Source organism: Pseudomonas sp. SO81 (genome assembly GCF_030374125.1).
Lineage (GTDB): Bacteria > Pseudomonadota > Gammaproteobacteria > Pseudomonadales > Pseudomonadaceae > Aquipseudomonas.
This window is the reverse complement of the sequence record NZ_CP126126.1, coordinates 3,074,618-3,093,536: the sequence shown is the minus strand read 5'-3', so window position 1 is coordinate 3,093,536 and position 18,919 is coordinate 3,074,618. Positions and strand designations below refer to the sequence as shown.

19 protein-coding genes are annotated in these 18,919 nt (G+C 66.5%); 5 read left to right on the top strand and 14 right to left on the bottom strand.

The window, feature by feature from the left end; genetic code table 11:
* Positions 1–7 precede the first annotated feature (7 nt).
* From OH686_RS14380 to OH686_RS14345, 8 genes are read right to left on the bottom strand one after another with little or no spacing between them, the layout of a single operon-like run.
* Entirely contained in the window at positions 8–1,729 is a 1,722-nt protein-coding gene (locus tag OH686_RS14380; RefSeq protein ID WP_137974768.1) for a GspE/PulE family protein, read from the bottom strand.
* Positions 1,726–3,087, bottom strand: coding sequence for a tetratricopeptide repeat protein (locus OH686_RS14375; protein WP_289533458.1), 1,362 nt, complete (start codon positions 3,085–3,087; stop codon positions 1,726–1,728). The genes OH686_RS14380 and OH686_RS14375 overlap by 4 nt, the downstream gene beginning before the upstream one ends.
* Entirely contained in the window at positions 3,084–4,016 is a 933-nt protein-coding gene (locus tag OH686_RS14370; RefSeq protein ID WP_289533457.1) for an ExeA family protein, read from the bottom strand. The genes OH686_RS14375 and OH686_RS14370 overlap by 4 nt, the downstream gene beginning before the upstream one ends.
* Positions 4,017–4,020: 4 nt before the next feature.
* The gene (locus OH686_RS14365) at positions 4,021–5,616 is read right to left on the bottom strand and encodes a pilus (MSHA type) biogenesis protein MshL (protein WP_289533456.1); all 1,596 of its coding nucleotides are present in this window, start codon (positions 5,614–5,616) and stop codon (positions 4,021–4,023) included.
* A 5-nt stretch (positions 5,617–5,621) separates the two neighbouring features.
* Positions 5,622–5,936, bottom strand: coding sequence for a Type II secretory pathway component (locus tag OH686_RS14360; RefSeq protein WP_289533454.1), 315 nt, complete (start codon positions 5,934–5,936; stop codon positions 5,622–5,624).
* Positions 5,929–6,612 carry a type II secretion system protein M gene (locus OH686_RS14355; RefSeq protein ID WP_289533453.1) on the bottom strand — a complete coding sequence of 228 codons (684 nt, stop codon included), beginning with the start codon at positions 6,610–6,612 and terminating at the stop codon, positions 5,929–5,931. The genes OH686_RS14360 and OH686_RS14355 overlap by 8 nt, the downstream gene beginning before the upstream one ends.
* On the bottom strand, positions 6,605–7,213 hold the full coding sequence (locus OH686_RS14350) for a PilN domain-containing protein (RefSeq protein ID WP_289533452.1): 609 nt from the start codon (positions 7,211–7,213) through the stop codon (positions 6,605–6,607). The genes OH686_RS14355 and OH686_RS14350 overlap by 8 nt, the downstream gene beginning before the upstream one ends.
* Entirely contained in the window at positions 7,213–8,037 is an 825-nt protein-coding gene (locus OH686_RS14345; protein ID WP_289533451.1) for an MSHA biogenesis protein MshI, read from the bottom strand. The genes OH686_RS14350 and OH686_RS14345 overlap by 1 nt, the downstream gene beginning before the upstream one ends.
* Positions 8,038–8,232: 195 nt before the next feature.
* On the opposite strand from OH686_RS14345, the gene trmL reads away from it, so the two are divergent.
* Positions 8,233–8,694 carry a tRNA (uridine(34)/cytosine(34)/5-carboxymethylaminomethyluridine(34)-2'-O)-methyltransferase TrmL gene (trmL, locus tag OH686_RS14340; RefSeq protein WP_289533450.1) on the top strand — a complete coding sequence of 154 codons (462 nt, stop codon included), beginning with the start codon at positions 8,233–8,235 and terminating at the stop codon, positions 8,692–8,694.
* A 44-nt stretch (positions 8,695–8,738) separates the two neighbouring features.
* Here trmL and secB read toward each other — a convergent pair whose 3' ends face one another.
* From secB to OH686_RS14325, 3 genes are read right to left on the bottom strand one after another with little or no spacing between them, the layout of a single operon-like run.
* Positions 8,739–9,206 carry a protein-export chaperone SecB gene (gene secB / locus OH686_RS14335; protein ID WP_137974760.1) on the bottom strand — a complete coding sequence of 156 codons (468 nt, stop codon included), beginning with the start codon at positions 9,204–9,206 and terminating at the stop codon, positions 8,739–8,741.
* 34 nt (positions 9,207–9,240) lie between these two features.
* Positions 9,241–9,495 (bottom strand): glutaredoxin 3, encoded by a 255-nt coding sequence (gene grxC, locus OH686_RS14330; protein ID WP_137974759.1) that lies wholly within the window; start codon positions 9,493–9,495, stop codon positions 9,241–9,243.
* A 1-nt stretch (position 9,496) separates the two neighbouring features.
* The gene (locus OH686_RS14325) at positions 9,497–9,910 is read right to left on the bottom strand and encodes a rhodanese-like domain-containing protein (protein WP_289533449.1); all 414 of its coding nucleotides are present in this window, start codon (positions 9,908–9,910) and stop codon (positions 9,497–9,499) included.
* A gap of 140 nt (positions 9,911–10,050) precedes the next feature.
* Here OH686_RS14325 and gpmI point away from each other — a divergent pair, with 140 nt between their 5' ends.
* From gpmI to OH686_RS14310, 3 genes are all read left to right on the top strand, one after another.
* Positions 10,051–11,586, top strand: a complete 1,536-nt coding sequence (gpmI, locus tag OH686_RS14320; protein WP_289533447.1) for a 2,3-bisphosphoglycerate-independent phosphoglycerate mutase — start codon at positions 10,051–10,053, stop codon at positions 11,584–11,586.
* 108 nt (positions 11,587–11,694) lie between these two features.
* On the top strand, positions 11,695–12,939 hold the full coding sequence (locus tag OH686_RS14315) for a murein hydrolase activator EnvC family protein (protein WP_137974756.1): 1,245 nt from the start codon (positions 11,695–11,697) through the stop codon (positions 12,937–12,939).
* 41 nt (positions 12,940–12,980) lie between these two features.
* Positions 12,981–14,291 carry a S41 family peptidase gene (locus tag OH686_RS14310; protein WP_289533446.1) on the top strand — a complete coding sequence of 437 codons (1,311 nt, stop codon included), beginning with the start codon at positions 12,981–12,983 and terminating at the stop codon, positions 14,289–14,291.
* A gap of 58 nt (positions 14,292–14,349) precedes the next feature.
* Here the strand turns inward: OH686_RS14310 and OH686_RS14305 are convergent, their stop codons facing one another.
* The 3 genes from OH686_RS14305 to OH686_RS14295 all read right to left on the bottom strand — a co-directional run bounded on the left by OH686_RS14305 (position 14,350) and on the right by OH686_RS14295 (position 17,016).
* The gene (locus tag OH686_RS14305) at positions 14,350–15,108 is read right to left on the bottom strand and encodes a substrate-binding periplasmic protein (RefSeq protein WP_137974859.1); all 759 of its coding nucleotides are present in this window, start codon (positions 15,106–15,108) and stop codon (positions 14,350–14,352) included.
* Positions 15,109–15,272: 164 nt separating this feature from the next.
* Complete coding sequence (locus tag OH686_RS14300) at positions 15,273–16,028, bottom strand: substrate-binding periplasmic protein (protein WP_289533444.1); 756 nt, start codon at positions 16,026–16,028, stop codon at positions 15,273–15,275.
* 253 nt (positions 16,029–16,281) lie between these two features.
* Complete coding sequence (locus tag OH686_RS14295) at positions 16,282–17,016, bottom strand: substrate-binding periplasmic protein (RefSeq protein WP_289533442.1); 735 nt, start codon at positions 17,014–17,016, stop codon at positions 16,282–16,284.
* Positions 17,017–17,194: 178 nt separating this feature from the next.
* Between OH686_RS14295 and OH686_RS14290 the strand changes: the two genes are divergently transcribed.
* Positions 17,195–18,916: a type I secretion system permease/ATPase gene (locus OH686_RS14290; RefSeq protein WP_289533441.1), complete on the top strand. Its 1,722-nt coding sequence runs from the start codon at positions 17,195–17,197 to the stop codon at positions 18,914–18,916.
* Positions 18,917–18,919: the final 3 nt, after the last annotated feature.

Sequence of the window (18,919 nt, the reverse complement as noted above, 5' to 3'; positions counted from 1 at the left end):
GCCCTCGTCACGCCAGCACCTCGTCGGTGAGGGTGGCGCAGACCTTGAGCACCTCCTCCACGCTGGTGACGCCGGCCAGCGCATAGTCCAGCGCACAGGCGGCCAGCGGACGGTAGTTGTCGCTGTTGCGCGCCGCCTCGGCAAAGCCCTGGGGGTCGTTGCGCCGTAGCGCGGCGACCATCGACTCGTCCATCTCCAGCAGCTCGTAGACGCCCAGGCGCCCGGAGTAGCCGGTGTTGTGGCACTGGTGACAGCCGGCACCGTGCTTGAAGGTACGCCCGGCCAGCGAGCCGTTGTACAGGTGTTCCAGCCAGGCCAGTTGCTGCGGCTGCGGCTGGTGGTCTTCCATGCAGTTCTCGCACACACGGCGCACCAGGCGCTGGGCCAGCACTGCGTTCAGCGAGGTGGCGACGAGGAATGGCTCGGCGCCCATGTCGATCAGGCGCATGGCGGAGGTCAGTGCGTCGTTGGTGTGCAGGGTGGACAGCACCAGGTGACCGGTGAGCGCGGCGCGCAGGCCGATCTCGGCGGTCTCCTGATCGCGCATCTCGCCGATCAGCACGATGTCCGGGTCCTGGCGCAGGGCGGCGCGCAGCACGCGGGCGAAGGTCAGCTCGATCTTGGTGTTGACCTGCACCTGGTTGATCCGCGGCAGCCGATATTCCACCGGGTCTTCCACGGTGATGATCTTCTTCTCCGGGCTATTCAGCTCGGCGAGGCCCGCGTATAGCGTGGTAGTCTTGCCCGAACCGGTGGGGCCGGTGACCAGCACCAGGCCGAACGGCCGCTGCAGCAGGCGGCGGAAGCGCGCCAGCATGTCCGGCGGCATGCCGCCGGCGTCCAGGTTGGAGATGCCGGCGCTCTGGTCGAGCAGGCGCATCACCACCGACTCGCCGAACTGCACGGGCATGGTCGACACCCGCACGTCGATGTTGCGGTTCTTCACCCGGATGTTGAAGCGGCCGTCCTGCGGCAGGCGCTTCTCGGAAATGTCCAGTCCGGACATGATCTTCAGGCGCATGACCAGCGCCGAGGCGATGCGCTGCTCCTTCATCACCTGCTCGTTGAGCACGCCGTCGATGCGCTGGCGGATGCGCACCACGCCCTCGTCCGGCTCGATATGGATGTCCGACGCCTTCATCTGCACGGCATCTTCGAACAGGGTCTGCAGCAGGCGTACCACCGGCGCGTCGCTGACGTTGTCGGCGCCGAGCTTGGACAGGTCGAAATCGCTGTCCTGCAGCTCGCCTTCCAGTTCGCCGGCGATCGAGGCGATCTCGCTGGTACGCCGATATACCAGGTCGAGGGTGGCCAGCAGCTCCGCCTCGCGCACCACGGCCGGATGCACGCGGGTCTTGAGGATGCGCTCCATCTCGTCGAGGGCGAACAGGTCGAGCGCGTCGGACATGCCGACCAGCACGCCACCGCCCTCACGCGACAGGACGATGGCGCGGAAGCGCCGGGCCATGGCCTCCGGCAGGGTCTGCACCAATTGCTGGTCGAACTTGAAGTGCTTGAGTTCGATGAAGGGAATCTTCAGCTGCTCGGACAGCGCGGTAAGCAGCTTCACTTCGGCGACGAAGCCCATGTCGACCACGGTGCGGCCGAGCTTGGAGCCGGTGCGTTTCTGCTCCTGCAGGGCCAGTTGTAGCTGGGCATCGCTGATCAGGCCGGCCTGCACAAGCAGGTCGCCCAGGCGCACCTTGCGCTGACGTACGTCTTCAGTCATCCCCGACCTCCCAGCGCCGCGGCGCGTTCACTGGCGAAGCGCCGGGCGCTCTCGTCCAGCCCCAGCCCCTGCAGGGCCAGGCGATAGTGACGGGCAGCCTCGGCCGGCTGGTCGAGCTGTTCCAGGGCGATGGCCAGGCCCAGCTGCCAGGTGGACTGGCTGGGGCGCAGGGCGACCATCTGCCGGTACAGCGCGGCGCTCTCCTGCCATTGCCCGGTCTGCTGGTAACTGGCGGCCAGCAGCGCGTGATAGGTCGGTTCCTGGGCCAACGCCGGTGCGTTTTGCTCCAGAGTCGCCACGGCGCCCTTGGTGTCGCCGCCCTGCAACTGGGCGCGGGCCAGCAACAGGCGCAGCTCGCTGTCGTAGGGCATCTGCGCCAGCTGCGCCGGCAACCAGCCGAGCAGGCGCTGCTGCTGGCCGTCGGCCAGATAGGCGCGCGCCAGCCAGCGCAGCACTTCCGGGTCGCGCCCGCGGCTCTTCTGCAATTCCTCAAGCTCGGCGATGGCCTTGGCGTAGTCGCCAGCCTGGATCGCCTGGCGCGCCTTGGCCAGGCCGTCCGGCCGGTAGGGCTGGATCTTCACTTCGGGCGGGCCGCTGGGCGGCTCGACCCGCGGCGGCGCAGCGATCTGCTCGCGAGCATTGGCGGGCGGTACCGGAGCTGTGGCCCAGTCGGGTAGTGCCGGTTCGATCGGCTCCTCGCTGGCCGGCGCGGCGGCGGGCAGCTGCTCCAGCGCCACCTCGTTCTCCACCGCAGCGGCGGGTTCGCTCAGCGGCACCTCGATCCACAGCAGCCAGCGATCGCCGGCCGGCTCCAGGCGATCGCTCACCTGCAGCCCCTCGCCGAGGCCAACCAGCAGCACCTGGACATCCTGGCCCTGGGCCTCGACCCGCCAGGACAGGCTGCGCCCATCGCGCTGCACGCGACCGGACTGAGCCGCGCCTGCCAGCTGCACGCCCGGCAGGCGCAGGCTCACCGCGCCACTCTCTTCGGTGCGCTGGTAGGGTACCGAGCGCTCCAGCAGCAGTTGCAGGGTCAGGCTGCGACCGTTGTTCTGCGGCAGCACTTCGAGCAGGCGCGGTGCGGCGACCGCCGCCACGGCAGGCGCTTCCTCGGGCTTGGGCATCACCCCGCCCCAGGGAATCTGACCATTGACCACTCGACCGATCATCACGCCGATCAGCACGGCGATCAGCATCACCGCCAGGAACCAGATGGAGCCGCGGCGCAGGCGTTCGCTGCGCTCGCGGCGCGCGGCACCGGCTTCATCTACCGCCTGCAGGCCCTCCAGAGCCAGGCGCTCGGTGGGTGCGGCGCGGCGCTCTTCGAGATCGCGCAGCATGTCGTTGACCAGGCTCATGGCAGCAACTCCCGCCACTGGCTGAGCCAGGGCCAGGCACCGACCGCCGCCAGCAGCGACAGGCTCACCGCGGCCAGGCCCCAGCCCAGCCAGGCCGGGCGCCGCCGCAGGAAGGGTTGCGCGCCTTCGGTATCCAGCTGGGCGCGGCGCACGTGCTCGGCGCCGACCTGGCGGCGGCCCTCGCCGAAGGCCACCATCAGCGCCTTGTGCGCGAGGATATTGATCAGCCGCGGGATGCCGCCGCTGCCGCGCACCAGATGGCGGATGGCACGCGGGCCGAACAGCGGCTCACCGCGATAACCGGCCACGGCCAGGCGTTCGTTGAGGTAGCGGGTGCAATCCTTCACGTCCAGCGGGCGCAACTGGTAGGAGAAGGTGATGCGCTGGCGCAGCTGGCGGAACTCGTCGCGGGCCAGGGTGGCGTCCAGTTCCGGCTGGCCGAACAGCACCACCTGCAGCAGCTTGGCCTGCTCGGTCTCCAGATTGGTCAGCAGGCGCAGGGCCTCCAGGGTAGCGGTCGGCAGCGCCTGGGCCTCGTCGATCAGCACCACGGTGCTGCGCCCTTCGGCGGCCAGCTGGATCAGCCGGCAATGCAGGGCATCCAGCACGGCCTGGGTGTCCAGTTCTTCGACGCCGTCGATCAGCAGCTCGCGGGCCAGGGCCTGGCGCAGGCCTACCGGGCTCATGCCGGGGTTGGGCAGGTAGGCCAGCTGGTAGCGCTCGCCTTCCAGTTCGTTGAGCAGGGCACGGCACAGCAGCGTCTTGCCGGTGCCGACTTCGCCGGTCACCTTGATGAAGCCCTCTCCCTCGCCCAGGGCCACGCGCAGCAGGTTGAGGCACGCCTGATAGGGCGCCAGCTGCACCAGGAAGCCGGTATTGGGCGTCAGCGCGAAGGGTTTCTCGCGCAGACCAAAGAAGGCCTCGTACATCGCCTTACCTCAGCTCCTTGAAGGTTTCCGCACTGCGCTTGATCTCGTCGAGCCAGACGTCCTCGCTGACCACCTGCGGACGCATGAGGATGACCAGCTCACTCTTTTCCAGAGCCTTGCGCTGCTGCTTGAACAGGTTGCCGACGATGGGCAGGGTGCTGGCCCACGGCACTTCGGCGTCAGTATTTTGGTTGTTGTTCTGCAGCAGGCCGCCGATCACCACCACCTGGCCGCTGCGGGCACGCACGATGGAGTCGGACTGGCGCGAGGTGGACAACGCCAGTGGCAGGTTGAACACATTGTCCTCGCCGAGGACGATGGTCTTGTTCTGGTCGACCACGCGGCTCACGGTCGGCCGTACGTGCAGGGTGACCACGTCGTTCTGGTCGATCTGCGGGGTCACGTCCAGCGAGATGCCGGAGAAGAACGGGGTCAGGGTCACGTCCTGGGTCGGCTGGGTGACGCCGGCGACGGTGGTGGTGGAGCTGTTGGACGAGACCTCGGTGACAAAGAACTCGTCGGTACCGACCTTGATCACCGCCTTCTGGTTGTTCAGCGTGGAGATGCGCGGGCTGGACAGCACGCGCACCTCGCCCTGGGTCTGCAACAGCTGGATCAGCCCGGTGAAGTCGCCGAAGCTGAGCACCGTGCTGAATACGCCATCGATATCGGTCGGGCCGTCGATGGTGTCGCCATCGATGCCCGCACTGACGTCACCGCCGATTTTTTCCCAGCTGATGCCGGCCTGGAAGCCGTCGTTCAGCTGCACCTCGAGGATCTTGGTCTCCAGCACCACTTGGCGCTGCAGGTTGCGTTGCGCCTGCTCGAGGAAGCGCGCGACGTTTTCCTGGTCGGCGCTGTTGGCCCGTACCACCAGCAGGCTGGCCTGCGGGTTGACCACCACGCTGTTGCCCTCCTCGCCGCCGACTATGGCCTGCACCACGCCCTGGACTTCCTTCCAGAAGTCGACATTGCTGGTGGTCACTACCTTGCTGGCGTTAAGGGTGGTCACCGAGCGGTCGCTGCTGGAGCTGCCGCCATCGTCGCTGGAACTGGAGTCGCTCTCGGTGCTCTCCACCTGGCCAGAGCTGACCCGGGTGTCCGACTCGCCCAGACGCTGCAGGTTGAGGTAGTTGAGATCGTAGCTGCGGGTGACCACCTTGTTCGGCAGGATCTGGTAGCCGTAGCTGGTGCGGCGGTAGTCATAGCCATAGCTGTCGCGCACTGCGGCCAGGACTTCTTCCAGGGTGACCCGGCGCAGGCTGAAGGTGATGGTGCCGGTCACTTCCGGATGCACCACCAGGTTCTGCCCGGCACCTTCCATCAGGCTGAGGAAAAACTCGCGGGCCGGCATGTCGTTGGCCGCCACGTCGAAACGCGGGCCACCGCTGAAGCTGGTGCTGCTGGTCAGCGGCGGGATCAGGGCGGCCTGCACGGCGGGTGGCGGCGCCACCTTGCCCTGGGCCTGCTGCAGGCTCTCGTCGAGCAGCTTGCCGCTCTGCTCGTAGAGCTGCTTGTCGCCATCGATGAAGGTCTGGCAGGCGCTGAGCAGGCATGCCAGGCCTAGCAGCAGGCCTCGTTTCGGCAGTATCGGGGTCATGGGCATCATCGGCTCGGCTTCATAACGGGTTCGGCCAGGCGCAGCACTTCACGCTGCCCCTGGCGCTCGATCAATACGGAATGCGGGTGGATGGCCAGCACGCGCAGGCCGGCATGTTCTTCGCCGACGCGCAGGCTCTGGCCATCGATGACCGCGCGGCTGCCCTGGGCGCCACGCAGGATGGCCTGCAGGACCAGCGCGGCAGGCGCCTCGACGGCGCTGCTGGCCGGGCGCAGATTGGCCGGCGGCTGGGTCGGATCGACCGCCGCCTGGGCCGCTGCGCAACCCAGCAGCAGACTGAGGAACAAGGCTCTAGACACCGACCCATCCCGCCTTGCGGCTCAAGGTGAAGAGTTTCAGGCTGATCTGCGCGCGGCTCGGGCCGGCCTCGCCGACCTCGTAGTCGAGGCTGTCCCAGTTCAGCTTCCAGCCGCTCTGCTGCACCGCCTGCAGGTACTGCAGCAGGTCGAAATAACCGCCTTCCAGCTGCAGCACCAGGCCGTGACGGTAGAGGGTGGCCGGCAACGGCGCCGGAGCCTCGACGGCCTGACCGGGAATGGCCACCGGCTGACTGGCGTCGGGCAGCTGCACCGGCTCGCTGAAGCTGCGCATGCCCATCAGGCTGAGGCCCTGCTGGGCCTGCAGCAGGCTCTCCAGCACCGCTTTCATCTTCTCCGGCGTCACCAGCTCGGCGGTGCTGGTGTCGATCTGGCGGAGCAGCTCCTCGCGGCTGGCCGAGGCCGCCAGCAGGGCACTGCGATAGGGGATGTTGGGGTCGGCAGCGAGCCTGGCCTGTAGGTCGTCAATGCCGCTCCGCGCCTCGGCGACGCGGCCGTTGGCGAGCTGTACCGCCGCCTTCTGACTGGCCACCCGCGCCGCCAGCGGATCGCCCACCAGCAGCAGATAGAGCATGCCCAGCACCGCCACAGCGACGCCGTAGGTCAGCCATTGCTCGCGGGCGGCCATGCCCTGCCAGCGTTGCAGCCACTTATTCATCGTCCTTCTCCTGATCGGCGGGCCGCGAGGACAGGTCGAAGTCGAGCAACTGGTCCTCGCCGCGCTGCACATCCAGGCGCGCGAACTCGCGCCCCTTGAATACCGGACTGCGCCCCAGGGCATCCAGGTATTGCGGCAACAGTTGCTGGTTCTGACTGCGTCCCTGCAGACGCAGTTGCAGGCCACCGTCCTGCAGATGAATGCCGTTCAGCCACAGGCCACCCTGCGGGTGATGTTCGGCCAGCGCCATGAGCGGCGCGACGAAGCCTGCGCTCTGCTGCTCAGAGAGCACCTGCAGATAGGCGATCAGGCGCTGCAGCTGGCGATTGCCCGTCTCGCTGGCCGCCAGCTCGCCGGGTAGGCGATCGTCCAGCTGCGGCTCGACGAAGCTGGACTTGGCCGCCGCCAGCAGCGTCTCCTGCTCCTGGGCCTTCGCCTCGGCGGCGGCCAGGCTCTGCCCGGCCCGATGCAGCTGCCAGCCCTGCCAGGTGGCATGCAGCAGGCAGAGCAGCGCCAGCACGCCGAGGCCGAGCAGCATCTGCGCCTTCTGCGGGCCGGCACGGCGCTGGCGCTCGACCTGATAGAGGTTGAGGTTCTGCATCAGAGAACCTCCTGGCGCAGGGCGGCGCCGACCGCGGCCATGCAGTAGGCCTGCTGGGAATCATCCAGCTCGGCGCTGGCCTGGCCGGGGAAGAGCTCACGCAGGTCCAGCGCCTGCAGCTTGACCGCCAGGCCGGCGGTCAGAGCCTGCAGCGCCGCGGCGCCGTTGCGCTTGGCCGGCAGCAGCAGCAGGCGGTTGATATAGCCCTTGCCCAGTTGGCTCTCGAAGTAGTCAAGCGAGCGCTGGATCTCCAGGGTCACGGCGCCGTAATCGCCGCTGGCCTTCTCCAGGCCCTGCTCGATGCGCCGCGCCATATACAGGTCGGCGCCGTTCTGCACGCAGATCAGGCCTTCGCTGGAACGCAGGCGCAGCAGGGCGATGTTCATGCCCTCGGCGCCGGCCAGCAGGCCGAGGTTGCGGAAGGCCATCTCGGTAACGTCGATACTGCGCAGTGCCAGCCCGGCCTGACCGATCAGATCGCCCCAGGCCTGCATGCGCGCCCGCCCCAGCACAGCGCAGTAGGCCATGCGCGAGCGGCCGCGATAGGCGTCGTTGGGCAGGGTGAAGGCATCCACCACCACCTGTTCGAGGGATTCGGCGATCAGGTCCTTGACCCGCCAGCGCATGGCATCGCGCAGCTCTTCGGCGGGCACGTCGGGAGCATCGAGCAGGAGCATCTGGTAGGTGGCGGGGTGCAGCACCAGGTTGACCGCCATGCCGGCGAGGCCGCGTTCGGCCACCAGGCTTCTGAGCACGGCAGGCTGCTCGGCCGGAGCGGCCGGGTGGAACAGGCAGTCGAGCAGACGCGGCGCTTCGCCGGGCATGCGCTGGACCCGCGCCAGGGCGATGCCCTCGGGGCCGGTCTCGATACCCAGTAATCCGTCCGCTGTCTTTCTTTTTTTTGCGAACCACACCAACTGCGATGTCCCCCTGCGTCCTGCCGTCGCTTGCCCTGCATGGGGCGAGTCGCGCCAGGTGCGTTGTAGAATGGTGGCTACAGACCTATCTGAGCCCGATCAATGTTCCATGTCGTCCTGTTCCAGCCGGAGATCCCACCGAATACCGGCAACATCATCCGCCTGTGCGCCAACACCGGTTGCCACCTGCACCTGATCGAACCCCTGGGTTTCGACCTGGATGACAAGCGCCTGCGCCGCGCCGGCCTGGACTACCACGAATACGCGACATTAAAACGCCATCATTCGTTGGACGACTGTATCACAGCCACCCACCCCGACAGAATATTGGCATTCACCACTAAAGCTAGTCACAGCTACGCGCAAATGGAATACCAAACGGGGGATATGCTGCTGTTCGGCCCGGAAAGCCGCGGTCTGCCGGCCGAAGTACTGGCGCAGATTCCCGACGAACAGCGTCTGCGCATGCCGATGCGTCCGCAATGCCGCAGCCTGAATCTGTCCAACGCGGTGGCCGTGGTGGTCTACGAAGCCTGGCGCCAACTGGATTTCGCCGGCTCCTGAAACGAAAAAGCCGCCTCGCGGCGGCTCTTTCACATGCGCGCAGATCAGGCCTGTTCGGTGGCCTGTTGCTGACGCTGCAGCTCCTGGGCGTACAGGGCATCGAAGTTCACCGGCGACAGCATCAGGGCCGGGAACGAGCCGCGGATCACTAGGCTGTCCAGCGCCTCACGGGCGTAGGGGAAAAGGATGTTCGGGCAGAACGCGCCGAGGGTATGGCTCATGGAGGCGGCGTCTAGACCCTTGATCAGGAAGATGCCGGCCTGCTGCACTTCGGCGATGAAGGCGATCTCTTCGCCGGTCTTCACGGTCACCGAGAGGGTCAGCACCACCTCGTGGAAGTCGCCGTCCAGCTGCTTCTGCTTGGTGTTGAGGTCCAGAGCGACGCTCGGCGCCCACTCCTGACGGAAGATTTCCGGACTCTTCGGCGCTTCGAAGGACAGGTCCTTCACATAGATGCGCTGCAGGGAGAACTGTGGGCCTTCGTTGCCGTTGCTTGCTGCTTGTTCGGTCATGGCGATTCTTCTTGTTACGGGTTTCTGAAAGGGTTCAGGCGCCGAGCAGGGCGTCGAGCTTGCCGGCGCGCTCCAGGGCAAAGAGGTCGTCACAGCCACCGACATGGGTGGCGCCGATCCAGATCTGCGGCACCGAGGTGCGCCCGGCCTTGCGCGTCATCTCGGCACGCACCTGGGGCTGGCCGTCCACGCTGATCTCGCGGAACGCCACACCCTTGCCGCTGAGCAACTGCTTGGCGCGGATGCAGTAAGGGCACCAGGCGCTGGAATAGACGACCACCTCGTTCATGTCATTTGACTACCGGCAGGTTGTCACTGCGCCAGCTGGCGATGCCGCCACCCAGCTTGGCCGCGGTGAAGCCGGCCTTCTTCAGGTCGCGAGCGACGCTGCCGGCATGCTGGCCCATGGCGTCGACCACGATGATGGTCTTGGCCTTGTGCTTCTCTAGCTCGGCGATACGGCTGGCGACCTTGTCGAACGGGATGTTCAGGGCATCGACGATATGGCCGCCGGCGAAATCCTTGCTGTTGCGAATGTCCAGCACCACCGCCTCGTCGCGGTTGACCAGCGTAGTCAGCTCGCGGCTGGACAGGCTCTGCCCGCCCTTGCGCAGCTCGGTGACCAGCAGCAGCACCGCCAGCACGGCGAAGCAGCCGACCAATGCATAGTGGTTAGTGGCAAATTCAATCAGTTGGGCCAACATCGGGAGGTTCCAAAGCCTTAAAATGGCGGCCAGTATACACAGCGCGCCCATCGGGCCAAGCCCCGCCCGGCGGTGACGCGGCGGGCTTCCGCCGCTAAAATGCGCGACCTTTTTTGATCATCCATAGCGAGCCAGCTTTCATGAGCGCCACGCCCAAACCCCTGGTCCTGATCATCCTCGACGGCTTCGGCCACAGCGACAACCCCGAGTACAACGCCATCCACGCGGCCAACACGCCGGTCTACGACCGTCTGCGCGCCACCTATCCGCACGGCCTGATCTCCGGTAGCGGCATGGACGTGGGCCTGCCGGACGGACAGATGGGCAACTCCGAGGTCGGCCACATGAACCTCGGCGCCGGCCGCGTGGTGTACCAGGACTTCACCCGGGTGACCAAGGCGATCCGCGACGGCGAGTTCTTCGAGAACAGCGAGATCAACGCCGCCGTGGACAAGGCCGTCGGCGCCGGCAAGGCCGTGCATATCCTCGGCCTGCTGTCGGACGGCGGCGTACACAGCCACCAGGACCACCTGGTCGCCATGGCCGAACTGGCCGCCCGCCGCGGTGCCGAGAAGATCTACCTGCACGCCTTCCTCGACGGCCGCGACACCCCGCCGAAGAGCGCCCAGCCTTCCATCGAGCTCCTCGACGCCACCTTCGCCAAGCTCGGCAAGGGCCGCATCGCCAGCCTCACCGGTCGCTACTTCGCCATGGACCGCGACAACCGCTGGGACCGTGTCGAGCAGGCCTACCACCTGATCGTCGAAGGCCAGGGCCAGTTCAACGCCGCCAGCGCCGTCGAAGGCCTGCAGGCCGCCTACGCCCGCGACGAGAGCGACGAGTTCGTCAAGGCCACCACCATCGGCGAGCCGGTGAAGGTCGAAGACGGCGACGCCATCGTCTTCATGAACTTCCGCGCCGACCGCGCCCGCGAGCTGACCCGCGCCTTCGTCGAGGCCGATTTCAAGGAATTCGAGCGCAAGCGCGTGCCGCAACTCGCCGGCTTCGTCATGCTCACCCAGTACGCGGCGAGCATCCCGGCGCCCAGCGCCTACAAGCCGGAGCCGCTGACCAACGTGCTCGGCGAGTACCTGGCCAACAACGGCAAGACCCAGCTGCGCATCGCCGAGACCGAGAAGTACGCCCACGTCACCTTCTTCTTCTCCGGCGGCCGCGAAGAACCCTTCGCCGGCGAAGAGCGCATCCTGATCCCGTCGCCGAACGTCGCCACCTACGACCTCAAGCCGGAGATGAGCGCGCCGGAGGTCACCGACAAGATCGTCGATGCCATCGAGCACCAGCGCTTCGACGTGATCATCGTCAACTACGCCAACGGCGACATGGTCGGCCACACCGGCGTGTTCGCCGCCGCCGTCGCCGCCGTCGAGACCCTGGACAGCTGCGTCGGCCGCATCGTCGCAGCGCTGGACAAGGTCGGCGGCGAGGCGCTGATCACCGCCGACCACGGCAACGTCGAGCAGATGGAAGACGAGTGCACCGGCCAGGCGCACACCGCCCACACCTGCGAGCCCGTGCCCTTCATCTATGTCGGCAAGCGCCCGGCGACCATCCGCGCCGGTGGCGTGCTGGCCGACGTGGCACCGACCCTGCTGACCCTGATGGGTATGCCGGTGCCGACTGAAATGACCGGCAAGACCATCGTCGAACTGCAATAACCCGAAGCAATCCGTGAAGCGCTCGCCGGCTGCCGCCGGCGGGCGTTTTTTTTGCTCGGCACCACGGGCATACTAGGCCCCTCCCCCGCTCCAGGTGCCGCATCGCCCATGTTCCGCGCCCTCACTCTCGTCCTCCTGTCCTGCCTGCTCGCTCCGGCCTTCGCCGACGAGAAGGCGGAAACCCAGAAGCAGCTGGAAGCCGCCCGCACCGACGTGGCCGAGCTGAAGAAGCTGCTGGAGAAGCTGCAGCAGGAGAAATCCGGCGTGCAGAAGGAGCTCAAGCGCACCGAGAAGGAAATGGGCGGCCTGGAGAAGCAGGTCAAGGGCCTGGAAGGCGAGCTGAAGAAGAGCGAGGAAGAGCTCAAGCGCCTCGACCAGGAGAAAAAAAAACTCCAGCAGTCGCGCCTTGAACAGCAACGGCTGATCGCCATCCAGGCCCGCGCCGCCTACCAGAGCGGCCAGCAGGAGCCGCTGCGCCTGCTGCTCAACCAGCAGCAGCCGGAACAGTTCGCGCGCACCCTCACCTACTATGACTACCTCGGCAAGGCCCGCCTGGAACAACTGAGCGCCTTCAACGAGACCCTGCGCCAGCTGGCCAACGTGGAAGCCGATATCGCCAACCAGCAGAACCAGCTGCTGGAGCAGAAAGGCGCGCTGGACAGTCGCCGCGAGGCCCTCGCCGCCGTGCGCAAGGAGCGCCAGGCCGCGCTGGCCAAGCTGAACAAGGAATACGGCGCCGGCGACCGCAAGCTCAAGGCACGCGAGCAGGAACAGATCGAGCTCGCCCGTGTTCTCAAGACCATCGAGGAAACCCTGGCCCGTCAGGCCCGCGAAGCCGAAGAAGCACGGCGCCTGGCCGCTGTGGAAGCACAACAGGCACGCAACCCCAACAGCAAGCCGCTGCCGCTGGGCCCTGCGGTCTCCAGCGATGGCGCCAGCTTCGGCGGGCCCTTCGCCAAGGCCAAGGGCAAGCTGCCGTGGCCGGTCAACGGCCGCCTGGTGGCGCGCTTCGGCTCGACCCGCGATGGCGATTCCCGGGCCAAATGGGACGGCGTCATGATCGGTGCCTCGGCCGGTAGCCAGGTACATGCGGTGCACGGCGGGCGCGTGGTGTTCGCCGACTGGTTGCGCGGCGCCGGGCTTCTGGTCATCCTCGACCACGGTAACGGTTATCTGAGCCTGTACGGCCACAATCAGAGTCTGTTGAAGGATGCCGGCGACCTGGTGCAAGCCGGCGAGGCCATCGCCACGGTCGGCACCAGCGGCGGCCAGGACACCCCGGCGCTGTATTTCGCCATTCGCCAGCAGGGTCGCCCGAGCGATCCGGCGCAATGGTGCCGCGCCCAGGGATGACAGCCCGACGCTGTCAGCGCCTCATTACATTGGGAGTTCACATGCAGCAATTCCGTCGTCTCACCCCCATCGCCCTGGCCATCGGCCTGCTGCTCGGCAGCCCCGCCGTGCTGGCCGCCGAAGCCGCCGAGGCGCCCGCCGCCGCGGTCAATGGCAAGGCGCCGCTGCCGCTGGAGGAGCTGCGCACCTTCGCCGAGGTGATGGACCGCATCAAGGCCGCCTACGTCGAGCCGGTGGACGACAAGACCCTGCTGGAAAACGCCATCAAGGGCATGCTCAGCAACCTCGACCCGCACTCCGCCTACCTGGAGCCGGAAGCCTTCGCCGAGCTGCAGGAGAGCACCAGCGGCGAGTTCGGCGGCCTCGGCATCGAGGTTGGCACCGAAGACGGTTTCATCAAGGTGGTCTCGCCGATCGACGACACCCCCGCCTCCAAGGCCGGCATCCAGCCGGGCGATCTGATCGTCAAGATCGATGGCCAGCCGACCAAGGGCCTGTCGCTGATGGAGGCGGTGGACAAGATGCGCGGCAAGGCCGGCAGCAAGATCAACCTGACCCTGGTGCGCGAGGGCGGTCGCCCGTTCGACGTCGAGCTGACCCGCGCGGTGATCAAGGTCAAGAGCGTGAAGAGCCAGCTGCTGGAAGACGGCTACGGCCTGATCCGCATCACCCAGTTCCAGGTCAACACCGGCGAGGAAGTCGGCAAGGCCCTGGCCAAGCTGCGCAAGGACAACGGCAAGAAGCTGCGCGGCCTGGTGCTGGACCTGCGCAACAACCCCGGCGGCGTGCTGCAAGCCGCGGTGGAGGTCTCCGACCACTTCCTCAAGAAGGGTCTGATCGTCTACACCGAGGGCCGCATCGCCAACTCCGAGCTGCGCTTCAACGCCGATCCGGCCGACGCCAGCGAAGGCGTGCCACTGGTGGTGCTGATCAACGGCGGCAGCGCCTCGGCCTCGGAGATCGTCGCCGGCGCCCTGCAGGACCACAAGCGCGGTGTGCTGATGGGCACCGACAGCTTCGGCAAGGGCTCGGTGCAGACCGTGCTGCCGCTGAACAACGACCGTGCCCTGAAGCTCACCACAGCCCTGTATTTCACCCCCAACGGCCGCTCCATCCAGGCCCAGGGCATAGTGCCGGACATCGAAGTGGCCCGCGCCAAGCTGACTCGCGAGGAAGGCGGCGAGCTGATCAAGGAAGCGGATCTGGCCGGCCACCTGGGCAACGGCAACGGCGGCGCGGACAAGCCGAGCAACGGCAAGAAGAAACAGGATCCGCGCCCGCAGGACGACGACTACCAGCTGAGCCAGGCGCTCAATCTGCTCAAGGGCCTGAGCGTCACCCGCGGCGACTGATACCGCCGGTGCAAATAAAAAAACCCGGGCAAGCCCGGGTTTTTCATGTGCGCAGAACTTACTGCACGTAGCTCTGGAAGATCTGGTCGACCTTGCCGCTGGCGCGCAGGCCGTCGAGAGCCTTCTGCAGGCGCTCGATCACTTCGTCCGGGGTTTCCGGGTTCAGCGCCAGGTAAAGCTGGGCGCTGTCGAAGCGCAGGACGGTCTTCAGACCGGTGATGCCTTCCTGCTTGGCCAGGTAGCGGCCGGCGGGATCGCCCGTGGCCCACAGGTCGATCTTGCCTTCCTGCAGCTTGTGCGCGTTCTCCTGGTCACGGAACGAGCTGACCGGCTCCAGGCCCTGCTTGATCAGGTGTTCCTCGATGGCGTCGCCCTTGTAGGCGCCGACCCGGTAGGACTTGGCCTGCTCCAGGCTGATCAGATTGATGGTGCTATCGGCCTTGGCCAGCATGACCCAGTCGTCCGGGCCGATGGGGCCGACCCACTTGAACAGCTTCTCGCGCTCCGGCAGTTTGGCCATCACGAACGCGCCGTTGTTCGGGGTTTCCAGGGCCATCTTGTAGACCCGCGCCCAGGGGAAGCGCAGGGTCATGGTGTACGGGATGCCGGCCGCCTTGAAGGTCTCGCGCACCACGTCCACCGCGATGCCGGTGAGATTCTCCTCACGGGCGAAATTCTTGCCGTTGGTCGCCATGTTGTAGGGCGGGAAGTTCTCGGTTTGCAGCACCACCTTGTAGTCGGCGGGCAGCTCGGCTCGCGCCAGGGTGGACAACAGCAGGCCCAGGCCCAGCAACACCATGGTCAGTCGCTTCAACAACATATCCGTATCCTTGACAGTCGGGAGAGGCGGGAGAGCACGCGCCCTCCGGTGCCCGCCAGGCGGCTGAGGCCACGGGCGGCAGAAGGTTAGCACGAACCGGGAAGCAGTGGCGGTGTGCCGCCACTGCCCCGGCGGGCAGGCGCCAATGGCGCCCGGAAGGCTTACAGATAGTTGTTGGTGATCTCGTCGACGAAGCCTTCGCCGCGCAGCTCGTCCAGGGCCTTCTGCAGGCGCTCGACCACCTCGTCCGGGGTCTCCTTGTTCAGCGCCAGGAACAGCTCGGCACTGTTGAAGCGCAGCACGACCTGCAGGCCACTGGCGCCTTCCTGCTTGGCCAGGTAACGGCCGACCGGATCGGTGGTGGCCCACAGGTCGATCTTGCCGCTCATCAGCTTGGCCACGTTCTCCTGGTCGCGCAGGGAGTTGATCGGGGTCAGGCCCTTGCTCTCTAGGTGCTGGCTGACGGCGTCGTTCTTGTAGGCACCGACGTTGTACTTGCGCGCCTCTTCGAGGTTGTTGACCTTGATCGTGCTACCCGGCGCGGCGAGCAGCACCCACTCGCTCTTGGCCAGCGGACCGACCCACTTGAACAGCGGCTTGCGCTCTTCGGTGAAGGTGGTGGAGAACAGCCCGTAGTTGGCCTTGTCCAGGGTCAGGCGATAGATGCGATCCCAGGGGAAGCGCAGGCTCAGGTTGTAGCCGATGCCGGCACGCTTGAACATTTCGCGCACGATGTCGGCACTGATGCCGTCGATGCTGTCGTCACGGGCGAAGTTCTTGTCGTCGATGGCCATGTTGAACGGCGGGAAGTTCTCCGTCAGCAGGACCACCTTGTAGTCTTCGGAGATTTCGGCTCGGGCGCCGCCGGCCAGTACCAGCAGGCCGATAAACAGCCCCTTGTGCAGATATTTCAACATTGCAGTACAGCTCCAGATTATGGTTGTTTGGGCGACTTCTCTGCAAGTGGCCGACCACGGGCGTTGCACCCTGGGCGGCTCCGACCGGCACGCTGACCGGCGCAGTTGGAAGCGCGCATAGTGCCACGCCATCGACCAACTACGTTGAACTGCGTCACGCCGGCCGTCGCCGAGGAGTCGCTCGCGGCGCAAAGGCACGCAAGAAGCGAACCAACCCGAGGACGGCGGGTGCTTGTATCAGATGGCTGCGCAATCAGTACTTCTGGGCGATGGTCTGCAACTGGCCCTCGCTACGCAGCTGCTCGAGGGCGGTGCGCAGCTTGTCCACGGTGGCGTCCGGCGTCTGCTTGTTGAGCGCCAGGTAGAGGTCGCCACGACCGAAGGTCAGGACCACGCGGAAGTCTTTGTAGCCCTGCTGGCGGGCCAGGTGCTGGCCGGCGATCGACGAGGTGACCCACAGGTCGATCTGGCCCTCGGCCAGGCGCACCGGGTTCTCCTTGTCGTACAGCGACTGCTGCACCTCCAGGCCTGCCTCGACCACCTTCTCGCTAGGCGCATCGCCCTTGTAGCCACCCAGTCGGTACTGCTTGGCCTGGTCCAGGCTGCTCAGCTGGATCGACGAATCGCCACGGGCGAGCAGCACCCAGTCTTCGCTGGCGATGGGACCGACCCACTTGAACAGGTCTTCGCGTTCCGCCGTACGGGCCACCGAGAACAGGCCGTAGCCGGCATCCTTGAGGGCCTGGTTGTAGACCCGCTCCCAGGGGAAGCGGAGAATCTGCTGGCACTCGATGGCCGCACGCTGGCAAACCAGCCGCATGGTCTCGGAACTGATGCCGCTGACACCTTCGTCGCGGGCGAAGTTACCGCCGCTGACGGCCATGTTGAAGGGCGGAAGATTTTCCGTGAGCAATACCAGCGACTCGGCACGCGCCTGGGTGGTGCCGACCAACAACAGAAACAGGGCCAGCATCCTTGGGAACAACATAAGAACTCCTTGCAGATAGGGGGCGTTCGCGAGCGCGAACTGACCCGGGCATTTTAGCCGGCCCCATTGCAGGCGGTTAACGACTCCCGCACAGCCGCCGATGAAGGGCCTGCAGCATGCCCATTCTCGGCCGATAATGGCATCATGCCGCGAATGACCGAGTGACCACCCCTCCCCTATGCGCTTACGCCTCGACCCTACCCGTGATATCGATGCCGCCCTGTTGCGGTATCGCAGCCTGTTCTGGGTCATCGCCCTGTTCAGCGGCGTGATCAATCTGCTGACCGTGGTGCCGGCCATCTACATGATGCAGGTGTTCGACCGGGTGATGGCCAGTCGCAACGAGATGACGCTGCTGCTGCTGACCCTGCTGGCGCTGGGCCTGTTCCTGCTCAGCTCGCTGGTCGAGTGGGTGCGCGGCCAGGTGATGATCAAGATGAGCGTCGGCATCGATCTCGATCTGGGCGAGCGCCTGTTCGGCGTGGCCTTCCAGAAGAGTCTCAAGGAGCACAACGCCAACCCGGCGCAGGTGCTCAGCGATCTCAATGCCCTGCGCCAGTTCCTCACCGGCTCGGCGCTGATCTCCCTGCTCGACCTGCCCTGGATGCCGATCTTCCTCATCGTCACCGGCCTGCTGCACCCCTGGCTGGGCCTGTTCACCCTGCTCGGCGCGGTGATCCTGTTCTGCCTGGCGATCTGGAACGAACACGCCACCCGCAAGGGCCTGGACGAGGCCAACCAGATCTCCGTGCACTCGGCCAAGTACGTCAACAGCACCCTGCAGAACGCCGAAGTGATCCAGGCCATGGGCATGCTCAGCAACCTGCAGAAGCGCTGGGCCGGCCTGCAGCAGCGACTGATCGGCGCGCAGACCGCGGCCAGCGACCAGGCCGCGCGCATCTCCACCATCACCCGCCTGGTGCGTACCGCCTGGCAGTCCCTGGCGATGGGCGTGGCCATGCTGCTGATCCTCGAAGGGCAGATCACCGGCGGGGTGATGATGGCCGCCGGCTTCCTGATCAGCAAAGCCATGCTGCCGGCCGAACAGGCCATCAGCTCGTGGAAACAGCTGGATAACGCCAAGGCCAGCTATCGCCGCCTGTGTCAGCTGCTCGAAGAATTCCCGCGCAAGGCCGAACGCATGAGCCTGCCGGACCCGACCGGCGCCATCCGCATCGAACGCCTGGTGGTGACTCCCCCAGGCAGCAAGCGCCCGGCGGCCAACGGCATCGACCTGGCGCTGAACAAGGGCGAAGTGCTGGCGGTGATCGGCCCCAGCGCCTCGGGCAAGTCATCCCTGGCCCGCGCCATGGTCGGCGTGTGGCCGTGCAGCTACGGCTCGGTGCGTCTGGACGGCGCCGAGATCGGCCAATGGGATGCCGAGGCCCTGGGCCCACATATCGGCTACCTGCCGCAGGACATCGAGCTGTTCGACGGCACCGTGGCGGAGAACATCTCGCGCTTCGGTGAGACCGACTCGGCCAAGGTCATTGAGGCCGCCACCCTGGCCGGCATCCATCAGATGGTACTGCGCTTCCCGCAGGGCTACGACACTCCGCTGGGCCCGGGCGGCCTCGGTCTGTCCGGTGGCCAGAAGCAGCGCATCGCCCTGGCCCGCGCACTGTACGGCAAGCCGGCGCTGGTGGTGCTGGACGAACCCAACTCCAACCTCGACGACGCCGGCGAAGCCGCCCTGGTCGCCGCCATCGACGCCCTGCGCAAGCACGGCTCCACCGTGGTACTGGTGACCCACAGGCCCAGCGTGCTGGCCGTGGTCGACAAGCTGCTGGTACTGCAGGAGGGCACGCAGAAGATGTTCGGCCCGCGCGACCAGGTCCTCAAGGCACTGCTGCCGGCCAATGCCCAGCCCAGCGCCACCTCCAGCACCCAGACGAGCTGATCC